Origin of the sequence: Citrobacter sp. Cb080 (assembly GCF_030334745.1) — a bacterium.
GTDB lineage: Bacteria > Pseudomonadota > Gammaproteobacteria > Enterobacterales > Enterobacteriaceae > Citrobacter > Citrobacter braakii.
Genome location: NZ_JAOWDG010000030.1, coordinates 212,593 through 231,955, shown reverse-complemented (window position 1 = coordinate 231,955; position 19,363 = coordinate 212,593). Strand labels below are relative to the sequence as shown.

Genomic DNA, 19,363 nt, shown 5'->3' with positions numbered 1-19,363 from the left:
GATTGTTAAATGCCATTACGGTAATTTATGATTCTGGAGTAATTGTGACTAAAACCAATCTCATCACTGGTTTTCTCGGCAGTGGCAAAACCACCTCTATTCTTCATCTATTGGCGAACAAGGATCCCGCAGAGAAGTGGGCCGTGCTGGTCAATGAGTTTGGTGAAGTAGGTATTGATGGCGCCCTGTTAGCCGACAGCGGCGCATTGCTAAAAGAGATCCCCGGCGGCTGTATGTGCTGCGTTAACGGTCTACCGATGCAGGTTGGCCTCAATACGCTGCTGCGTCAGGGAAAACCCGATCGATTGCTGATTGAACCCACTGGCCTCGGACACCCTAAACAAATTCTGGATTTACTCACCGCACCGGTTTACGAACCGTGGATCGATCTGCGCGCGACCCTCTGTATTATTGACCCCCGGCTGTTACTGGATGAAAAAAGCGTCGCCAATGACAATTTCCGCGATCAGCTGGCCGCCGCAGATATCATTGTTGCCAATAAAGCCGACCGCGCCACAGCGGAAAGCGAAAACGCCTTGCAAACCTGGTGGCAACACTACGGCGGCAATCGCCAGTTGGTTCATGCCGACCATGGGCAAATTGACGGGCAGTTACTGGATTTACCCCGACTAAACCTGGCAGAGCTTCCTGCAAGCACAGAGCACGCCCATAGCCATGCAGACAAAAAGGGACTGGCGGCATTGAGTCTGCCGTCACAGCAGCGCTGGCGGCGCAGCCTGAACAGCGGCCAGGGCCATCAGGCCTGCGGTTGGATTTTTGACGCCGATACGGTGTTCGATACCATCGGTCTGCTGGAATGGTCCCGTCTTGCCCCCGTGGGGCGCGTGAAAGGTGTCATGCGTATAAAGGAAGGGCTGGTGCGCATTAACCGCCAGGGAGACGACTGGCATATTGAGACGCAAAACGTCGCGCCACCGGATAGCCGTATTGAACTCATCGCCGATACTGAGACCGACTGGAATACGCTACAGAGTGCATTGTTGAGACTTCGTTTAGACGCTAACGCGTAAGGTTGCCTTCGTTTTTATAGCAATGGTAAACGATGATGAAAACCCGATACCCTCTTATTCTCCTACTCAATATTGCGGGGCTGGCGCTGTTTCTGTCCTGGTATCTTCCTGCCGGACATGGGATCTGGTCTTCATTGGATACGGGCGTTTTCCGCTTCTTTAACCAGAAACTGGTGGAAAGCCCGCAGTTCTTGTGGATTGTTGCTATTACCAATAACCGGGCATTTGATGGTTGCTCATTGCTGGCAATGGGAGCCTTGATGCTGCATTTTTGGCTGAAAGAGACGTCGGAAGGTCGCCGACGCATTGTCGCTATTGGCCTGGTTATGCTGCTCACCGCAGTGGTATTAAATCAGTTAGGCCAGGCGCTTATTCCCGTTAAACGCGCCAGCCCTACTCTGATGCTGGATAATATTTATCGCGTCAGTGAACTGCTGCATATTCCGACTAAAGATGCGTCCAGAGACAGTTTCCCCGGCGATCACGGTATGATGCTGCTTATTTTTTCCGCATTTATGCTGCGTTATTTCGGAAAAGTCGCCGGAATAATCGGCCTTATTATCGCTGTGGTTTTTGCCTTTCCACGCATAATGATTGGCGCTCACTGGCTCACCGATATCGTGATCGGTTCCATGACTGTCGTCTTGATTGGTCTTCCCTGGTGGCTAATGACACCGTTAAGCGACCGATTAGTCACTCTGTTTGCGAATTATCTGCCCGGTAAAAACAAACATTTTTTAAACAAATAACGCACAGTAATTAACATCATCAGGGAAAACTCTGATTCCCTGATGATGCTTGTCGATATTTCATCATTCTGGCTGTCATTCTCCCGTCATCTTATTCATCTTTAAAATGATTGGGTTGCATCTTTTTTATCCCGATTGTTCTTAATTTAGGCAATGCCGGTTATTCACTTTCTGTATCAATTTTTCTTATAAGAAATCACGTAAATTCACTCGCAATGACCGGACCGATCGGGTAATCTCGAACTCGTTTTGCCTCGCGGGATAATTATTCTCTTCAGGAATAAATTTGTGCGTTCTGCCACAGATTTGACCTTAAAGAATTGTCTCATCGTGCGATGGTAATTAGTCTCGTCACGTTTGGCATTTTTTATAACGATATTTATCGTTAAGGACTTCAAGGGAAAACAAACAAAATGGTCAAATCTCAACCGATTTTGAGATATATCTTGCGGGGCATACCCGCGATAGCAGTTGCGGTTCTGCTTTCTGCATGTAGCACAACGAACACCGCCAGGAATATGCATTCTGAGACGCATGCTGTGGGCAATGGAGATAACTCTTCACTGCAAGCCTCTCAGGATGAATTTGAAAATATGGTCCGTAATATCGATGTTAAATCACGTATTATGGACCAGTATGCTGACTGGAAAGGCGTGCGTTACCGCCTTGGCGGCAGCACCAAAAAAGGTATTGATTGTTCAAGCTTCGTACAACGTACGTTCCGCGAGCAATTTGGTTTAGAGCTTCCTCGCTCAACCTACGAACAACAGGAAACGGGTAAATCCGTTTCGCGCACTAACCTGCGCACAGGCGATCTGGTTCTGTTCCGTGCTGGCTCCACTGGCCGTCACGTCGGTATTTATATCGGCAACAACCAGTTCGTACACGCCTCGACCAGCAGCGGCGTTATCATTTCCAGCATGAACGAACCTTACTGGAAAAAACGTTACAACGAAGCTCGCCGGGTCCTGAGCCGCAGTTAATTTCGTTTGGCAGCTATCCCTTGGCTATCCTGATGAGACATTTTGAAAAGCACTGCTTCGGCGGTGCTTTTTTTTTTGCTTTGTCTTGTGACTAAGAAAAATCTCACAAGGTGAGTCATTTCAGGTTATATTCATACAGAATAAGCGGTTAACTCAGGTAAACATAAGGAACTATGTTTAAACGCTCCTCTTCATCCAATCAGAAAATCCTGCTTTCCTGTATGTTAACGGGGCTTATCGTCGCGCTCCTGGTGAGTACCCTGCAATTTTTCGTGACCTGGCATAAACGAGACATTAAGTACGACACGCTCCTTTCCGATATCCAGAATTATGTCAGCAGCTACTTCGCCGATCTCAAATCCACCACAGATGACCTTCAGCCACTGGTCGCCAACAGTTGCCAACAAGTCGCTGCCCAACTGACCTCCAGCGCGGCCTTTAGCCTCAACGTTCGCGCATTTTTACTGGTCAAAAACGGCATTGCTTTCTGCTCCTCCGCAACGGGCGCAATGTTCACCCCGATTTTAGATCTGGTCCCAAGCCTCGATATCAGCAGAAATATTGATGTGGAATTACTCCCCGGTACGCCCATGATGCCGAACAAGCCGGCGATAATGATTTGGCACCGGAACCCATCGTTCACTGATAGCGGCGTGTTTACCTCACTGAATATTAATCTGGCCCCTTATCTGCTTTATACCGCCCGACAGGATGATTTTAACGGTATTGCCATAGTCGTCGGTGATAACGCGATTTCAACATTTTCATCACGGATTATTGATGCCTCCGCTCTGCCCCACTCTCACTGGCGGCAGGCGACCGTGGAAGGTATTCCGCTACAGATTCGTTTATATGCCGATGAGTGGACCTATACCGACATCTGGTATTCGATTATGTTGGGATGCATGGCGGGGATTATTGCCGCGCTTCTTCTCTGGTACTACATCTACACCATCCGTTTACGTCCGGGCAAAGATATACTCAACGCAATCAAACATAACCAGTTTTATGTGGTGTCCCAGCCCGTGGTAGAGGTGCAGACACTGGAGGTGAAAGGTGTAGAGGTGTTATTACGCTGGAATCATCCGACAACGGGTGAGATCCCACCGGATGCTTTTATTCACTACGCCGAATCCCAGAAAATGATTGTCCCGCTGACCCAGCATCTCTTTAAGTTGATAGCCCAGGACGCACCGATGCTGCAAAAAGTGTTACCCGCTGGTGCAAAATTGGGGATCAATATCGCGCCAACGCATCTGCACGGCGAGACGTTTAAAGACGACATTCATCACCTGCAGGCCTCGCTTCCCGCAAACCATTTCCAGATGGTGCTGGAAATCACCGAACGGGATATGCTTAATCAACACGAGGCCACAAAGCTTTTTGAATGGCTTCATTCAGCAGGTTTTGAAATTGCCATTGATGATTTTGGCACCGGTCATAGCGCGCTGATTTATCTGGAACGCTTTACCGTTGACTACCTGAAAATCGATCGCGGCTTTATTAACGCCATTGGAACAGAGACCCTGACCTCTCCGGTTCTGGACGCCGTGTTGACACTCTCTAAGCGTCTTAATATGCTGACGGTGGCTGAAGGGGTTGAAACGCCTGAGCAAGCCCGTTGGCTACGCGATCGTGGAGTGCATTTTTTCCAGGGATACTGGATTAGCCGACCATTAAAACTTGCTGATTTCGTGCGTTGGATGGCGCAGCCCAATAAGCCGACGTGGTGATCGCAGTATGCGAATCATATACTCTCACTCGCCGCCACATCCCTTATCTTTCAGGCATGATGCCCGTCGAGTTGTGGCAAGAAAAGGAAATCGCATTTAATGATCCCTCGCGTATTGCTGCTGTTTATCGCCCTCATCGGGTTTAGCGCCGAGGCGCAGTCCATCAAAGAAAGCTATGCTTTTGCCGTACTGGGCGAACCGAAGTACGCGTTTAACTTTAATCACTTTGATTACGTCAACCCTGCGGCCCCCAAAGGCGGGCAAATCACCCTCTCCGCCATCGGCACATTCGATAACTTCAACCGCTATGCGATGCGCGGTAATCCCGGAGCACGTACCGAAACGCTTTACGATACGCTGTTTACTACCTCTGACGATGAACCTGGCAGCTATTATCCGCTCATCGCCGACAGCGCACGCTATGCTGATGACTATTCCTGGGTAGAAATCGCCATCAATCCGCGAGCGCGTTTTCACGATGGCTCCCCCATTACCGCCAGCGATGTCGCATTCACCTTCCACAAATTTATGACTGAAGGCGTGCCGCAATTTCGCCTGGTCTACAAGGGAACAACGGTAAAAGCGATCGCGCCATTAACCGTACGTATTGAATTAGCCAAACCGGGTAAAGAGGACATGCTCAGCCTGTTTTCATTACCCGTGATGCCAGAGAAGTACTGGAAAGATCATAAGCTCAGCGATCCCTTATCATCGCCTCCGCTCGCCAGCGGTCCTTATCGCATCACGAAATGGAAGATGGGTCAGTACATTGTCTATTCGCGCATCAACGATTATTGGGCCGCTAATCTGCCCGTCAACCGTGGCCGCTGGAACTTTGATACCATCCGCTACGACTACTATCTGGATGACAACGTCGCCTTTGAAGCGTTTAAGGCCGGAGCGTTTGACCTGCGTCTTGAAAACGATGCCAAAAACTGGGCGACACGTTATACCGGTAAAAATTTCGCGAATCATTACATCATCAAAGATGAGCAAAAAAACGAATCCGCCCAGGATACGCGTTGGCTGGCGTTTAATATTCAGCGCCCGGTGTTCAGCGACCGACGGGTGCGAGAAGCCATCACCCTGGCATTTGATTTTGAATGGATGAATAAAGCTCTGTTCTATAACGCCTGGAGCCGGACCAACAGCTATTTTCAGAATACCGAGTATGCCGCTAAAAATTACCCCGATGCGGATGAACTGGTAATACTTGCGCCCTTGAAAAAAGATCTCCCCCCTGAGGTCTTCAGCCAAATTTATCAGCCGCCGAAATCAAAAGGCGATGGCTACGATCGTGACAACCTGTTGAAAGCCGATGCCTTACTGGAGCAGGCCGGATGGGTACTTAAGGGACAACAGCGCGTAAACAGCGCCAACGGTAAACCTCTGAGCTTTGAACTGTTGCTCCCGGCGGGCAGTAACAGCCAGTGGGTGCTGCCGTTCCAGCACAACCTGCAGCGCTTAGGCATTACAATGAACATCCGCCAGGTTGATAACTCACAAATCACAAACCGGCTGCGCAGTCGTGACTATGACATGATGCCGAGATTGTATCGCGCAATGCCGTGGCCAAGTTCGGACCTGCAAATTCTCTGGGCCTCTGAATATATTGACTCCAGCTATAACGCCCCGGGCGTGCAAAGCCCGGTGATTGATAAACTGATCAACCAAATCATCGCGGCGCAGGGTGATAAAGCCAAACTAATCCCACTCGGTCGGGCACTGGACAGGGTATTAACCTGGAACTACTACATGTTGCCGATGTGGTTTATGGCAGAGGATCGCATCGCCTGGTGGGATAAGTTTTCGCATCCAGCTATTCGCCCCATTTATACCATTGGTCTCGACAACTGGTGGTACGACGTTAACAAAGCGGCGAAACTGCCAGCAGCCAGACGGCAGGGAGAATAAATGGGCGCTTATCTGATTCGACGTCTGCTACTGGTGATCCCAACGCTTTGGGCCATCATCACCATCAACTTTTTTATCGTGCAGATTGCCCCCGGTGGTCCGGTTGAGCAGGCCGTCGCCGCTATTGAGTTCGGACAAAGCGGGGCATTACCCGGCGCGGGTAGTGAAGGCATTCGCGCCAGCCACGCGCAAACCGGCGTAGGCAATATCAGCGACAGTAATTACCGAGGTGGCCGTGGTCTTGACCCGGAAGTGATCGCCGAAATCACTCGCCGTTACGGGTTCGATAAGCCCATTCATGAGCGTTATTTCAAAATGCTCTGGGACTATATTCGTTTCGATTTCGGCGACAGCCTGTTTCGTAGCGCCTCAGTGCTGACGCTTATCAAAGACAGCCTGCCTGTTTCCGTCACGCTGGGGCTATGGAGTACGCTCATTATCTATCTGGTGTCGATACCGCTTGGGATCCGCAAAGCCGTTCACAACGGCAGCCGATTTGATGTCTGGAGCAGCGCATTCATTATTATTGGCTATGCCATACCGGCCTTTTTGTTTGCGATTTTACTGATCGTCTTTTTTGCCGGGGGCAGCTATTACGACCTGTTCCCGCTTCGCGGACTGGTTTCCGCCAATTTTGATTCCCTGCCCTGGTATCAGAAAATGACCGACTACCTTTGGCATATTACCCTGCCAGTGCTGGCGACGGTGGTTGGGGGTTTTGCCGCGCTAACCATGCTGACCAAAAACTCATTTCTGGATGAGGTACGCAAACAGTATGTCGTCACCGCGCGCGCCAAAGGGGTCAGCGAGAAAAACATTCTGTGGAAACATGTGTTTCGCAATGCCATGTTGCTGGTAATCGCTGGCTTCCCGGCAACGTTTATCAGCATGTTTTTTACCGGTTCGCTGCTGATTGAAGTGATGTTTTCGCTTAACGGTCTGGGACTACTGGGTTATGAATCCACCGTATCACGTGACTACCCGGTAATGTTTGGCACGCTCTATATCTTCACCCTGATCGGTCTGCTGCTGAATATCCTCAGCGACATCAGCTATACGCTGGTCGATCCCCGTATTGATTTTGAGGGACGCTAATGTCGCGATTAAGCCCCGTCAATCAGGCCCGCTGGGCGCGTTTTCGCCATAACCGTCGCGGCTATTGGTCGCTGTGGATCTTTCTACTGCTCTTCGGCCTTAGCCTGTGTTCAGAACTGATTGCCAATGATAAGCCGCTACTGGTGCGCTACGACAGTAGCTGGTATTTCCCCCTGTTCAAAAACTACAGTGAAAGCGACTTCGGCGGACCATTGGCGACCCAGGCTGATTATCAGGATCCGTGGTTACAGCAGCGCCTGGAAAACCGGGGCTGGATCCTGTGGGCGCCGATACGCTTTGGAGCCACCAGCATTAACTTTGCCACTGATAAGCCCTTCCCTTCCCCGCCTTCTGCACAAAACTGGCTGGGAACGGACGCCAACGGTGGTGATGTGCTGGCACGGATCCTCTACGGCACACGTATTTCTGTCCTGTTCGGATTAATGCTAACCCTGTGCTCCAGCGTGATGGGGATCATGGCTGGCGCAATCCAGGGCTATTATGGCGGCAAGGTGGATTTGTGGGGGCAACGATTCATTGAGGTTTGGTCAGGTATGCCAACGCTGTTTTTGATCATACTGCTGTCGAGCGTGGTCCAGCCAAACTTCTGGTGGCTACTGGGCATTACCGTGCTGTTTGGCTGGATGAGCCTGGTTGGCGTGGTACGCGCGGAATTTTTACGTACCCGAAACTTTGATTACATTCGTGCCGCTCAGGCGCTCGGCGTGAGCGATCGCAGTATTATTCTGCGCCATATGCTGCCCAATGCGATGGTCGCCGCCCTGACCTTTTTACCGTTTATATTATGCGCCTCGATCACCACTCTGACCTCGCTGGATTTTCTTGGCTTCGGCTTACCGCTTGGCTCGCCATCGCTGGGAGAACTCCTGTTACAGGGTAAAAACAACCTGCAGGCACCGTGGCTTGGCATCACCGCGTTTATCTCCGTTGCCCTGCTATTATCGCTACTGATATTTATTGGTGAAGCGGTACGCGACGCGTTCGATCCCAACAAGGCGATTTAAGATGACACAACCGCTGTTAGCTATTGAAAATTTATCGGTAGGTTTTCGCCAACAGGAGACCGTGCGCACCGTGGTCAATACCCTCTCACTGAGGGTTGAAGCCGGGCAAACTCTGGCGCTGGTGGGCGAGTCCGGTTCGGGTAAAAGCGTGACCGCACTTTCTATTCTACGGTTATTACCGACCCCTCCCGCAGTCTACCTTTCCGGCGACATCCGTTTTCATGGCGAATCATTGCTTCATGCCGATGAGCAGACGCTTCGCGGCGTTCGCGGGAATAAAATCGCCATGATTTTCCAGGAACCAATGGTGTCGCTAAACCCGCTTCACAACCTTGAAAAACAGCTGTATGAAGTGCTATCGCTGCATCGGGGAATGCGTCGGGAGGCCGCGCGGGCAGAAATACTGACCTGTCTGGATCGGGTCGGCATCCGTCAGGCGGCCAAACGTCTCGCAGACTATCCGCACCAGCTATCCGGCGGCGAACGCCAGCGCGTGATGATCGCCATGGCGCTGCTTACGCGACCGGAGCTGCTTATTGCCGATGAACCGACCACCGCGCTGGATGTCTCCGTACAGGCGCAAATCCTACAGCTGCTGCGGGAGCTACAGCGCGAGCTGAACATGGGATTACTGTTTATCACCCACAACCTCAGCATTGTGAAAAAACTCGCCGATACCGTTGCGGTGATGCAAAACGGCCAGTGCGTTGAGCAAAATCGAGCAGCACAGCTTCTCACTGCGCCAACGCACCCCTACACGCAGAAATTGTTAAACAGCGAACCTTCCGGCGCTCCGGTGCCTGTACCTGCCGGGCAAGCGCCATTGCTGGAAGTGGAAAAACTCTGCGTTGCCTTCCCCATCCGTAAAGGTATCCTGAAGCGCGTGGTGGACCATAACGTTGTGGTTAACAACGTCAGTTTTTCCCTCCGGCCCGGTGAAACGCTGGGGCTGGTCGGGGAGTCAGGATCGGGGAAAAGCACTACCGGGCTGGCGCTACTGAGGTTAATCACCTCACAGGGAAGCATTGTGTTCGATGGCCTGGCGCTGCATACCTTAAATCGCCGCCAGCTGTTACCGGCACGTCACCGCATTCAGGTTGTTTTTCAGGATCCCAACTCCTCGCTGAACCCGCGCCTGAGCGTGCTACAGATTATTGAGGAGGGACTGCGCGTTCATCAGCCAACCCTGTCAGCCGAACAGCGCGAAGCGCAGGTGAAAGCGGTAATGGCGGAAGTGGGACTGGATAGCGAAACGCGGCATCGTTACCCGGCGGAGTTTTCCGGCGGTCAACGTCAACGCATAGCCATTGCCAGAGCCTTGATTCTCAAGCCTTCCCTGATCATTCTGGATGAACCAACATCGTCGCTCGACAGAACCGTACAGGCGCAAATCCTGACGTTATTAAAGTCTTTACAGGAAAAGCATCGCCTGGCTTATATCTTTATCAGCCATGATTTGCACGTAGTACGCGCGTTATGCCATCAGGTTATTGTGCTAAGGCAGGGAGAGGTCGTGGAGCAAGGACAATGCGAGCACGTATTTAACGCGCCACAGCAGGCATATACGCGTCAGCTGCTCGCGCTAAGCTGACGCTCAAAACGGATTGTTATTTGAAAACGGCTCTGCGATGGCCACGCCGAAATTTTTCAGTCTGCAGGTCGCGGCAAATTCATCCTGGCGATTAACAAACAGGCACGGCTCTCCTTCGCATTCCAACACGGAACAAGGTACCTCAATGTCGCTGAGGGCCTGGCTGAGTTTATGCATGACTGACCACGCGCTGTCACCATCAGGGCTAAGCAATTTGAGCGCCACCAGGCTGTTCTCATTGCTCTGACCGTTTTGCGGAATCGGTTCAACCTTTGAACCTGCGAAACCCACCGACCAACGATAGCACTGTGGCAGACGATGAACGATTGAGAGTTGTAATGTCATCACTTTCTTTCCCTGGAAGTACAATCACTTCACAATTATTTTACATCAATATTAACACATCATTGACAATACGTCTTTAAACAGTTCGTAAACGTTTACACCCTGACTTTATGCTGCTTTCCGAACCAAATATTTAAATTTATTCAACGGTTCTGGCATATTTCCGCGCTATATGTACTCGTTTCTGCGATCTAACTCAACCTTTTTAACTACAATGATGTGACTTTTTACATAAATTGATTTTACATAAAATAAACATAAGCGGGGAAATTGATAGATTTTCGGTTGATGTACATCAACTCTGGAGGCCCTATCGCCCCCAGGTTGTGTAATAGATCACCGTTTTTTGGCGCGGCTGGCGTAGAGATAGAAGAGAATTGAGCAGGTAGCGCAAAACGCTATCGACCAGATCATCGGCCAGGCCGAGTTAAAGGTCGCCAGTGACAGCAGCGCCCCAACGATGGCGCCAATGCCAAAACGGAACGTCCCTGCCAGCGATGACGCCGTTCCCGCCATATGCGGAAATTCATCCAGAATGACTGCCATGGCGTTGGAAGACACCATCGACACGCAGCCAACAAACGCCGCAACGCCCACCACCAGCGCCCAGAAACCAACCTCGAACAGCGCGCTAAAGACCATCCAGCCCGCCATCACGAATTGGATCCACAGGCCAGTACGGAACATATTCAATGCCCCAACCCGACGAACAAAGCGGCTGTTGATGATGGTCATCACGAACAGGAAAACAATGTTCAGCGCGAAGTAATAGCCGAAATGCTGCGGTGAAACGTGGTTGATCTCAATGTAGACAAAAGGTCCGGCGCTCAGGAACGAGAACATCCCGGCAAAACTAAACCCACTGGCCAGCATATAGCTCAGTACACGCTTGTGGCGAAACAGCGAGGCAAAGTTGCCGAGAGTAGTACGCAAGCGAAACGGCTGGCGGCGCTCAACTGGCAAGGTCTCTTTGATAAGCGTAAAGATCATCACCGACGCCAGAATAGCCGCCACGGCGAGGATCCAAAAGATGTAGTGCCAGCTCAGCCATACCAATACCCAGCCGCCCACGATGGGTGCCAGTAAGGGTGCAATTGTCGTGACCAGCATGACAAATGACATCATGCGCGAAAACTCTTCCTTCGGATAGATATCGCGCATCAGGGCGTTGATAACCACGCTCGCCGCAGCCGCAGCCAGACCATGGAAGAAACGCATCACGATCAGTTGATCGATAGTTTGTGCCAGTGCACAGGCAACTGCCGCCGCCGCAAACACCAGCGTCCCGCCCAGAATCACCGGCTTGCGCCCAATGCTGTCAGCCATTGGACCATAGAGTAACTGCCCCACCGCGAACCCAAGAATATAGGTACTGAGGGTCATCTGCGCGCTACCTGCAGGCACACCAAACTGTTCAGAGATAACAGGTAGTGCCGGAAGATACATATCAATCGACAACGGCATCAGCATGGCTAACAAGCCAAGGATAAAGACAATGGCAATTGACGAGTTCTGCCGGGTGGTCACATTTAGCTCCTGAAATTAACGCGGGGTTAAGTTAACGCTGGCGATTTCTTCTTCGGTCAATGGACGGTATTCACCCGGCTCCAGATCCTCATCAAGCTTGATGTCACCAATCCGTTCACGGTGCAGTTCCACAACGTGGTTACCGACGGCGGCAAACATACGTTTAACCTGATGATAGCGCCCTTCGCTGATGGTCAATCGCACCTGAGTTGGCGTAATAACCTCCAGCACGGCCGGTTTGGTCAGGTCTTTCTCATTATGCAGTTGTACGCCATGGGCAAACTGTTCGGCGGTGTCATCTGCCACCGGCGACTCCAGCGTCACCAGATAGGTTTTCTCACAATGGTGACGTGGCGAAGTGATGCGATGCGACCACTGTCCGTCATCGGTCATCAGCACCAGTCCGGTAGTGTCGATATCCAGGCGCCCTGCCGCATGCAGTTTGTAGGCAACCGGCTCATCAAGGAAATAGAGCACTGTCGGGTGATCCGGGTCATCCGTTGAGCAAACATAACCCTGAGGTTTATTCAGCATAAAATAGCGCGGGCCATTTTGTTGAATCAGGGAATTACCGTCATATTCTACGTCGTGTTCTGGCAGCAGCTTAAAGGCACTGTTTTTGACGATTTCACCGTCGACGGTAACGCGGTTAGCACGGATCTCACGCCCGGCAATAGCGCGGCTGACGCCGAGTTGCTGAGCGATAAATTTATCAAGTCGCATGAGTGTGATTTTTGCCTGTAAAAAACAAGAAGCGGGATTGCGCCCGAAAAGTGGGACGATTATCCGCCCAGTATAGCGGCGTTACACCATCCCTCAAGGGAAATGATTCATGGCATACTATACATTGTTGCTGCTTACCTTAATGAGCCCATGATTTTTACTCTTCGCCCGTACCAAAAAGAAGCCGTGGATGCCACGCTCAACCATTTCCGCCACCATCGCACGCCAGCGGTTATCGTCCTGCCAACCGGTGCGGGAAAAAGCCTGGTGATTGCTGAACTGGCCCGCGTGGCGCGTGGTCGCGTACTGATACTGGCGCACGTTAAAGAACTGGTCGCGCAAAACCATGCCAAATATCGCGCGCTGGGGCTGGAAGCCGATATTTTTGCCGCAGGGCTGAAGCGTAAAGAGAGCCACGGGAAAGTGGTATTTGGCAGCGTACAGTCGGTGGCGCGTAATCTTGACGCCTTTCAGGGAGAATTCTCGCTGCTTATCGTCGATGAATGTCACCGTATTGGTGATGATGACGAGAGTCAATATCAGCAAATCCTCACTCACCTGACCAAAGTAAATCCCCACTTACGCCTGCTCGGGCTTACTGCCACTCCTTTTCGTTTGGGCAAAGGCTGGATTTATCACTTTCATTATCACGGTATGGTGCGCGGCGATGAAAAAGCGCTGTTTCGTGACTGCATTTATGAATTACCGTTGCGTTACATGATTAAACACGGCTACCTGACGCCGCCAGAACGCCTCGACATGCCGGTAGTGCAGTATGACTTCAGCCGCCTGCAGGCACAGAGTAACGGCCTGTTTAGCGAAACGGATCTCAATCAGGAACTGAAAAAGCAGCAGCGAATAACGCCGCATATCATCAGCCAGATTGTCGAGTTTGCCCAGACGCGCAAAGGGGTGATGATTTTCGCCGCCACAGTGGAGCACGCCAAAGAAATTCTGGGCCTGCTGCCTGCTGACGATGCCGCGCTAATCACCGGAGACACGCCTGGCGCTGAGCGTGATGTGCTGATTGAAAAGTTCAAAGCCCAGCGCTTTCGCTATCTGGTGAATGTGTCGGTCCTGACCACTGGCTTCGATGCCCCGCACGTTGACCTTATCGCCATTCTGCGCCCGACGGAGTCAGTTAGCCTTTACCAACAAATTGTCGGTCGCGGCCTGCGCCTGGCGCCGGGTAAAACCGACTGTCTGATCCTCGATTATGCCGGTAACCCACACGATCTTTACGCGCCGGAAGTGGGGGCACCGAAAGGGAAAAGCGATAACGTTCCGGTGCAGGTGTTCTGTCCCGCCTGCGGGTTTGCAAACACCTTCTGGGGCAAAACAACGGCAGACGGCACGCTGATTGAACACTTTGGCCGCCGCTGTCAGGGGTGGTTTGAAGATGATGACGGCCATCGCGAACAGTGCGATTTTCGTTTTCGTTTTAAAAACTGCCCACAATGCAACGCGGAAAATGATATCGCCGCCCGCCGTTGTCGGGAGTGCGACACGGTGCTGGTTGACCCGGATGACATGCTGAAAGCCGCGCTCAGGCTCAAAGATGCGCTGGTCCTGCGCTGTAGCGGCATGGTGTTACAAAACGGCCAGGATGAAAAAGGCGAATGGCTAAAAATCACCTATTACGATGAAGATGGTGCCGACGTTAGCGAACGCTTTCGCCTGCATACTCCCGCGCAGCGTACGGCTTTCGAGCAACTGTTTATTCGCCCGCACACCCGAACGCCCGGCATTCCCTTACGCTGGATAACCGCCGCCGATATCCTCGCCCAGCAGGCGCTGTTACGTCATCCTGATTTCGTGGTGGCGCGCATGAAAGGTCAGTACTGGCAGGTCCGTGAAAAGGTCTTCGATTATGAAGGACGCTATCGTCGGGCACATGAATTACGCGGTTAATCGTACTTTTGATTGATGTACCAGCCGTTTAAGTATAGAATCTCGCCCGCTTTTGCATACGCAAAGCAGATCACTTACCTGTTGCTGGGTCGCCTGTAGCAGGAATTATTAAAGAGAGATTTAAATGTTTACTATCAACGCTGAAGTACGTAAAGAGCAGGGTAAGGGTGCGAGCCGCCGCCTGCGTGCCGCTAACAAGTTCCCGGCAATCATCTATGGTGGCGCAGAAGCCCCGGTTGCTATCGAACTGGATCACGATGCAGTTATGAACATGCAAGCTAAAGCTGAATTCTACAGCGAAGTTCTGACCATCGTTGTTGACGGTAAAGAAGTGAAAGTTAAAGCTCAGGCAGTACAGCGTCACCCGTTCAAGCCGAAGCTGGCACACATCGACTTCGTTCGCGCGTAATCGCTTACAAGTTGAAGAAAAACCCCGCCTCGGCGGGGTTTTTTTATGGGATTTTGTTGGCGGTAAAGATGAATCACGCAAGCCGGATAAGGCGTTAACGCCCCCATCCGGCAAACGGCTTTATTTCCCGCCCGAGGTACGACGCTGTAGCTGATCGCGCAGGTTCGGCGGCGTACCTTTGATGGTCAAAGTATCTGTGGCTGGATCCCAGAAAATACGCTCACCCAGTAACATGGCGTCGAAGTTGATGGTTAACCCGCCGCCGCTTCCGGCAAATTTGGTTAACTGACGCAGCGTGCTGCGATCCGCCGGGAAGCTCTCTTCCAGCTCGTAGCCTTTGTCAGCGGTAAATTCGCTGAAGCTGACTTCACTGACGCCGGAAAGCTCTTTGGACAGCGACTCCAACTCGATCTCTTCACCGGCCTGCAATTGCTCGTTGCAGTAGCTGTACACCTGCTGACGCACGTTCTGGCGTTCAGCTTTATCGAGTTGCGCCTCGGCGGTAAAGTCATCGACCGCCTGCAACAGGCCGCGGTTTTGCGCTTTGGCGTTAAGCCCCTCGCTGGCGCCCAGGAAGTCCATAAAGAAATCGGCGACTTTGCGCCCTACCCGCCCTTTCAGGAACGTCAGATAGCGCGTGGACTCCGGGTTGGTTTCCCACTCGGTTAAATCAATACGCGCCACGATATCCGCATGATTGATATCCAGATAGTGCGTCGGGTTGATATCCAGATTTTCATTGACGCGCATACTGCTTAAATTGTTCAGCACGGCGACCAGCAGATACTCTACCGCCAGATAGCGGTAATGGCAGAACAGGACAATGCCGCCATCAGCAAAAGGATATTTCGCCAGTTCGTCTCGCAAGCGCCCAGTCGCTGCACGACTAAAGGCCAGAAAATCCTCTTCGCCCTGACGCTGTAAACGCAGCGTTTGCGCCAGTTCACTCTCTGCGCTAAACAGGCCATAAGCTTTATTCTTGGCGCTGTACACCCGATGCAACTCAGCCATCATATCGACAACGGTCGCTGTCGGTTCCAGTAATGAATCGCGCAAGACCAGCTCAAGGTTCTGCTCGTCACGTTTGATAAGCTGGTGCAGGGCAATCTGGTTGATATCCAGACTCATGATAAACTCTCCTTTTAGACCGGGCGGTATTCAACCACCTGCCGGGCAGTGACGCAATAGAAGATAAAAAAGCAGAAAAAAAACTGTCTGTACGGTAATATGTTGCCCTTTCATGAACAGACTGATTTCGATTTATGCCACAAATTTCCCGCTATAGTGACGAACACGTTGAACAACTGCTGAATGAGATGCTCAACGTACTGGAAAAACATAAGGCGCCGACCGACCTTTCCCTGATGGTACTGGGAAATATGGTGACTAACCTTATCAATACAAGCATCGCACCGGCCCAGCGCCAGGCGATTGCCAACTCTTTTGCCCGCGCATTGCAGTCTTCGGTAAACGACGACCAAGCGCATTAAGAGCCTGCTCCGGGGAAACGAACAACAGTTTATGGTAACTCATCGTCAACGCTACCGTGAGAAAGTCTCCCAGATGGTTAGCTGGGGGCACTGGTTTGCCTTGTTCAACATTCTGTTGGCCATGGTGCTCGGTAGCCGTTACCTGTTTGTCGCCGACTGGCCGACAACCCTTGCAGGTCGTGTTTATTCCTACCTGAGCGTTGTCGGGCATTTTAGCTTTCTGGTGTTCGCCACCTATCTGCTGATCCTGTTTCCCCTGACGTTTATCGTCATGTCCCAGAGGCTGATGCGATTCTTATCAGCTATTCTGGCGACGGCTGGCATGACGCTGTTGCTAATCGACAGCGAAGTTTTCACCCGCTTCCACCTGCATCTCAATCCGATCGTCTGGGAACTGGTCATCAACCCAGACCAGAATGAAGCGGCGCGTGACTGGCAGCTGATGTTTATCAGCGTACCGGTTATTCTGTTAATTGAAATGCTGTTTGCGACCTGGAGTTGGCAAAAGCTGCGCAGCCTGACGCGTCGTCGCCATTTTGCCAAACCGTTAGCAGCATTCTTCTTCGTTTCCTTTATCGCCTCGCACGTGGTGTATATCTGGGCGGATGCCAATTTTTATCGCCCGATTACCATGCAGCGTGCGAATCTGCCGCTCTCCTACCCGATGACGGCACGTAAATTCCTGGAAAAACATGGCCTGCTGGATGCGCAAGAGTATCAGCGACGCCTGATCGAACAGGGCAATCCAGAAGCGGTTTCCGTGCAGTACCCGCTCAGCGAACTGCGCTATCGCGATATGGGCACCGGTCAGAACGTGCTGCTGATTACCGTCGACGGTCTGAACTACTCACGCTTTGAAAAACAGATGCCTGCGCTGGCTGAATTTGCCGGGCAGAATATCTCGTTTACGCGTCACATGAGCTCAGGCAACACCACGGATAACGGCATCTTTGGCCTGTTCTATGGCGTTTCGCCAAGCTACATGGACGGCATTTTGTCGACCCGTACGCCTGCGGCGCTGATTACTGCACTGAACCAGCAGGGTTACCAGTTAGGGCCATTCTCCTCGGATGGCTTTACCAGCCCGCTGTATCGCCAGGCGCTGCTGTCAGACTTCTCCATGCCAAGCGTACAAACGCAATCTGACGAACAAACCGCAAGCCAGTGGATTAACTGGCTGGGACGCTACGCGCAGGAAGATAACCGCTGGTTCTCGTGGGTCTCCTTTAACGGGACGAACCTTGATAACAGCAACCAGAAGAACTTTGCCAAACGCTATGCCAGCGCCGCTCAGGATGTGGATGCCAATATTAACCGTATTCTTAGTGCCCTGCGCGACTCCGGTAAACTGAACAACACGGTGGTGATTATTACCGCAGGTCGGGGCGTGCCGCTGACTCAGGAAGAGAACAATTTTGCCTGGTCACGTGGCCATCTGCAGGTTCCACTGGTTATTCACTGGCCGGGAACGCCTGCCCAACGCATCAATAGCCTGACCGATCATACAGACCTGATGACAACGCTCATGCAGCGCCTGCTGCACGTCAGCACGCCTGCTAACGAATACTCGCAGGGGCAGGATCTGTTCAATGCAAACCGCCGCCATTACTGGGTTACCGCCGCCGACGGCAGCACGATGGCCGTTACCACACCAGAGATGACGCTGGTGCTGAACAACAACGGTAATTATCAGACCTATGATTTACGCGGCGAAAAAATAAAAGATCAGAAACCGCAGCTAAGCCTGCTGCTACAGGTTCTGACGGATGAGAAACGATTTATTGCTAACTGATTAATTATAAATCACTTAGCGATGCTTCCCCTTGCATTCGCAGCGGAAAGCAGTAGTATTAGCAGCCATAGCGTCGGCACGTAGCGCAGCCTGGTAGCGCACCGTCATGGGGTGTCGGGGGTCGGAGGTTCAAATCCTCTCGTGCCGACCAAAAATCCCAGAAAAACCAACCTTCATGGTTGGTTTTTTTATACCCGCGATTCCACGTTTCTTATTATTACCCCGGCCTTTGGCACAGGTTTTACTACTTACCCATGCACAAACTAGGGTAAAATTTACCCTCTCATCAGCGCGATGAAACTAGACGAGTGATGCGCTGAAAACAATAATGATACTAATAAAAACTCAGGAGAATAGTATGCCTGAAGCAACGCCTTTTCGGGTGCTGATTGTCGACGACCACCCACTAATGCGGCGAGGAATTAGTCAATTATTGCAACTGGATCCCGCATTTAACGTAGTCGCGGAAGCAGGTGACGGTGCCAGCGCAATCGATCTGGCTAACCGTCTGGACCTGGATGTGATCCTGCTGGATCTCAATACGAAAGGCATGAGCGGACTGGACACCCTGAATGCGCTGCGCCGGGATGGCGTCACCGCGCAAATTATTATTCTTACCGTCTCGGATGCCGCCAGCGATGTGTACGCCTTAATTGATGCCGGCGCGGATGGTTATTTACTCAAAGACAGCGATCCTGAAGTCTTGCTGGAGGCCATTCGCAGTGGCGCCAAAGGCGGTAAAGCTTTTAGCACACGCGTCAGCGAATATCTGCGCGAACGCGATCTGTTCGGCGCACAAGAAGATCCCTTCAGCATTCTCACCGAACGTGAACTGGATGTATTGCATGAACTGGCCCAGGGGCTGTCGAACAAACAGATTGCGTCAGTGCTGAATATTTCCGAACAGACCGTGAAAGTGCATATTCGCAACCTGCTGCGCAAACTCAATGTGCGCTCTCGCGTTGCTGCCACTATCCTGTTTTTACAAACGCGTGGAATGCAGTAATCCATGAAGAGGCCGGATAGCCCCGATATGCGAAGCGCT

The 19,363-nt window shown here is 51.7% G+C and carries 17 protein-coding genes and 1 tRNA gene; 14 read left to right on the top strand and 4 right to left on the bottom strand.

Features of this window, described 5'->3' with window-relative positions:
- The first annotated feature begins 44 nt into the window (after positions 1-44).
- The 8 genes from OGV38_RS06150 (at position 45) to yejF (ending at position 10,121) form a co-directional block, all read left to right on the top strand.
- Positions 45-1,031, top strand: coding sequence for a CobW family GTP-binding protein (locus tag OGV38_RS06150; protein WP_269517354.1), 987 nt, complete (start codon positions 45-47; stop codon positions 1,029-1,031).
- Positions 1,032-1,066: 35 nt separating this feature from the next.
- Positions 1,067-1,780, top strand: coding sequence for a phosphatase PAP2 family protein (locus OGV38_RS06145; RefSeq protein WP_019077242.1), 714 nt, complete (start codon positions 1,067-1,069; stop codon positions 1,778-1,780).
- Between the two features lie 413 nt (positions 1,781-2,193).
- Complete coding sequence (gene mepS, locus OGV38_RS06140) at positions 2,194-2,763, top strand: bifunctional murein DD-endopeptidase/murein LD-carboxypeptidase (RefSeq protein WP_003027474.1); 570 nt, start codon at positions 2,194-2,196, stop codon at positions 2,761-2,763.
- Positions 2,764-2,936: 173 nt separating this feature from the next.
- The gene (locus OGV38_RS06135; protein ID WP_286473056.1) at positions 2,937-4,496 is read left to right on the top strand and encodes a cyclic di-GMP phosphodiesterase; all 1,560 of its coding nucleotides are present in this window, start codon (positions 2,937-2,939) and stop codon (positions 4,494-4,496) included.
- 99 nt (positions 4,497-4,595) lie between these two features.
- Positions 4,596-6,410 (top strand): extracellular solute-binding protein, encoded by a 1,815-nt coding sequence (locus OGV38_RS06130; protein ID WP_202195414.1) that lies wholly within the window; start codon positions 4,596-4,598, stop codon positions 6,408-6,410.
- Positions 6,411-7,505, top strand: coding sequence for a microcin C ABC transporter permease YejB (locus tag OGV38_RS06125; protein WP_019077246.1), 1,095 nt, complete (start codon positions 6,411-6,413; stop codon positions 7,503-7,505).
- Positions 7,505-8,530, top strand: a complete 1,026-nt coding sequence (locus tag OGV38_RS06120) for an ABC transporter permease (RefSeq protein ID WP_016153752.1) — start codon at positions 7,505-7,507, stop codon at positions 8,528-8,530. Before OGV38_RS06125 ends, OGV38_RS06120 begins: the two co-directional genes overlap by 1 nt.
- Before the next feature lies 1 nt (position 8,531).
- Positions 8,532-10,121, top strand: coding sequence for a microcin C ABC transporter ATP-binding protein YejF (gene yejF, locus OGV38_RS06115; protein ID WP_286473054.1), 1,590 nt, complete (start codon positions 8,532-8,534; stop codon positions 10,119-10,121).
- 3 nt (positions 10,122-10,124) lie between these two features.
- On the opposite strand, the gene OGV38_RS06110 is transcribed toward yejF, so the two are convergent.
- The 3 genes from OGV38_RS06110 to rsuA all read right to left on the bottom strand — a co-directional run bounded on the left by OGV38_RS06110 (position 10,125) and on the right by rsuA (position 12,716).
- On the bottom strand, positions 10,125-10,469 hold the full coding sequence (locus OGV38_RS06110; protein WP_029139605.1) for a YejG family protein: 345 nt from the start codon (positions 10,467-10,469) through the stop codon (positions 10,125-10,127).
- A gap of 333 nt (positions 10,470-10,802) precedes the next feature.
- A complete protein-coding gene (locus OGV38_RS06105; protein WP_269517355.1) occupies positions 10,803-11,993 on the bottom strand; it encodes a Bcr/CflA family multidrug efflux MFS transporter in 1,191 nt (396 codons plus the stop codon).
- Positions 11,994-12,008: 15 nt separating this feature from the next.
- A complete protein-coding gene (gene rsuA / locus OGV38_RS06100; RefSeq protein ID WP_016153756.1) occupies positions 12,009-12,716 on the bottom strand; it encodes a 16S rRNA pseudouridine(516) synthase RsuA in 708 nt (235 codons plus the stop codon).
- 150 nt (positions 12,717-12,866) lie between these two features.
- Here rsuA and radD point away from each other — a divergent pair, with 150 nt between their 5' ends.
- Together radD and rplY are read left to right on the top strand one after the other, a co-directional pair.
- On the top strand, positions 12,867-14,627 hold the full coding sequence (gene radD / locus OGV38_RS06095; RefSeq protein ID WP_019077249.1) for a DNA repair helicase RadD: 1,761 nt from the start codon (positions 12,867-12,869) through the stop codon (positions 14,625-14,627).
- A gap of 124 nt (positions 14,628-14,751) precedes the next feature.
- Complete coding sequence (gene rplY, locus OGV38_RS06090; protein ID WP_016153758.1) at positions 14,752-15,036, top strand: 50S ribosomal protein L25; 285 nt, start codon at positions 14,752-14,754, stop codon at positions 15,034-15,036.
- 120 nt (positions 15,037-15,156) lie between these two features.
- On the opposite strand, the gene yejK is transcribed toward rplY, so the two are convergent.
- Complete coding sequence (gene yejK, locus OGV38_RS06085) at positions 15,157-16,164, bottom strand: nucleoid-associated protein YejK (protein WP_016157002.1); 1,008 nt, start codon at positions 16,162-16,164, stop codon at positions 15,157-15,159.
- Between the two features lie 134 nt (positions 16,165-16,298).
- Between yejK and OGV38_RS06080 the strand changes: the two genes are divergently transcribed.
- The 4 genes from OGV38_RS06080 to narP all read left to right on the top strand — a co-directional run bounded on the left by OGV38_RS06080 (position 16,299) and on the right by narP (position 19,324).
- Positions 16,299-16,526, top strand: coding sequence for a YejL family protein (locus OGV38_RS06080; RefSeq protein WP_003027506.1), 228 nt, complete (start codon positions 16,299-16,301; stop codon positions 16,524-16,526).
- 31 nt (positions 16,527-16,557) lie between these two features.
- Positions 16,558-18,318 carry an LPS biosynthesis-modulating metalloenzyme YejM gene (gene yejM / locus OGV38_RS06075; RefSeq protein ID WP_286473052.1) on the top strand — a complete coding sequence of 587 codons (1,761 nt, stop codon included), beginning with the start codon at positions 16,558-16,560 and terminating at the stop codon, positions 18,316-18,318.
- Positions 18,319-18,392: 74 nt separating this feature from the next.
- Positions 18,393-18,469: transfer RNA gene (locus OGV38_RS06070), tRNA-Pro, on the top strand.
- A 207-nt stretch (positions 18,470-18,676) separates the two neighbouring features.
- Positions 18,677-19,324 (top strand): nitrate/nitrite response regulator protein NarP, encoded by a 648-nt coding sequence (narP, locus tag OGV38_RS06065; RefSeq protein ID WP_286473050.1) that lies wholly within the window; start codon positions 18,677-18,679, stop codon positions 19,322-19,324.
- Positions 19,325-19,363: the final 39 nt, after the last annotated feature.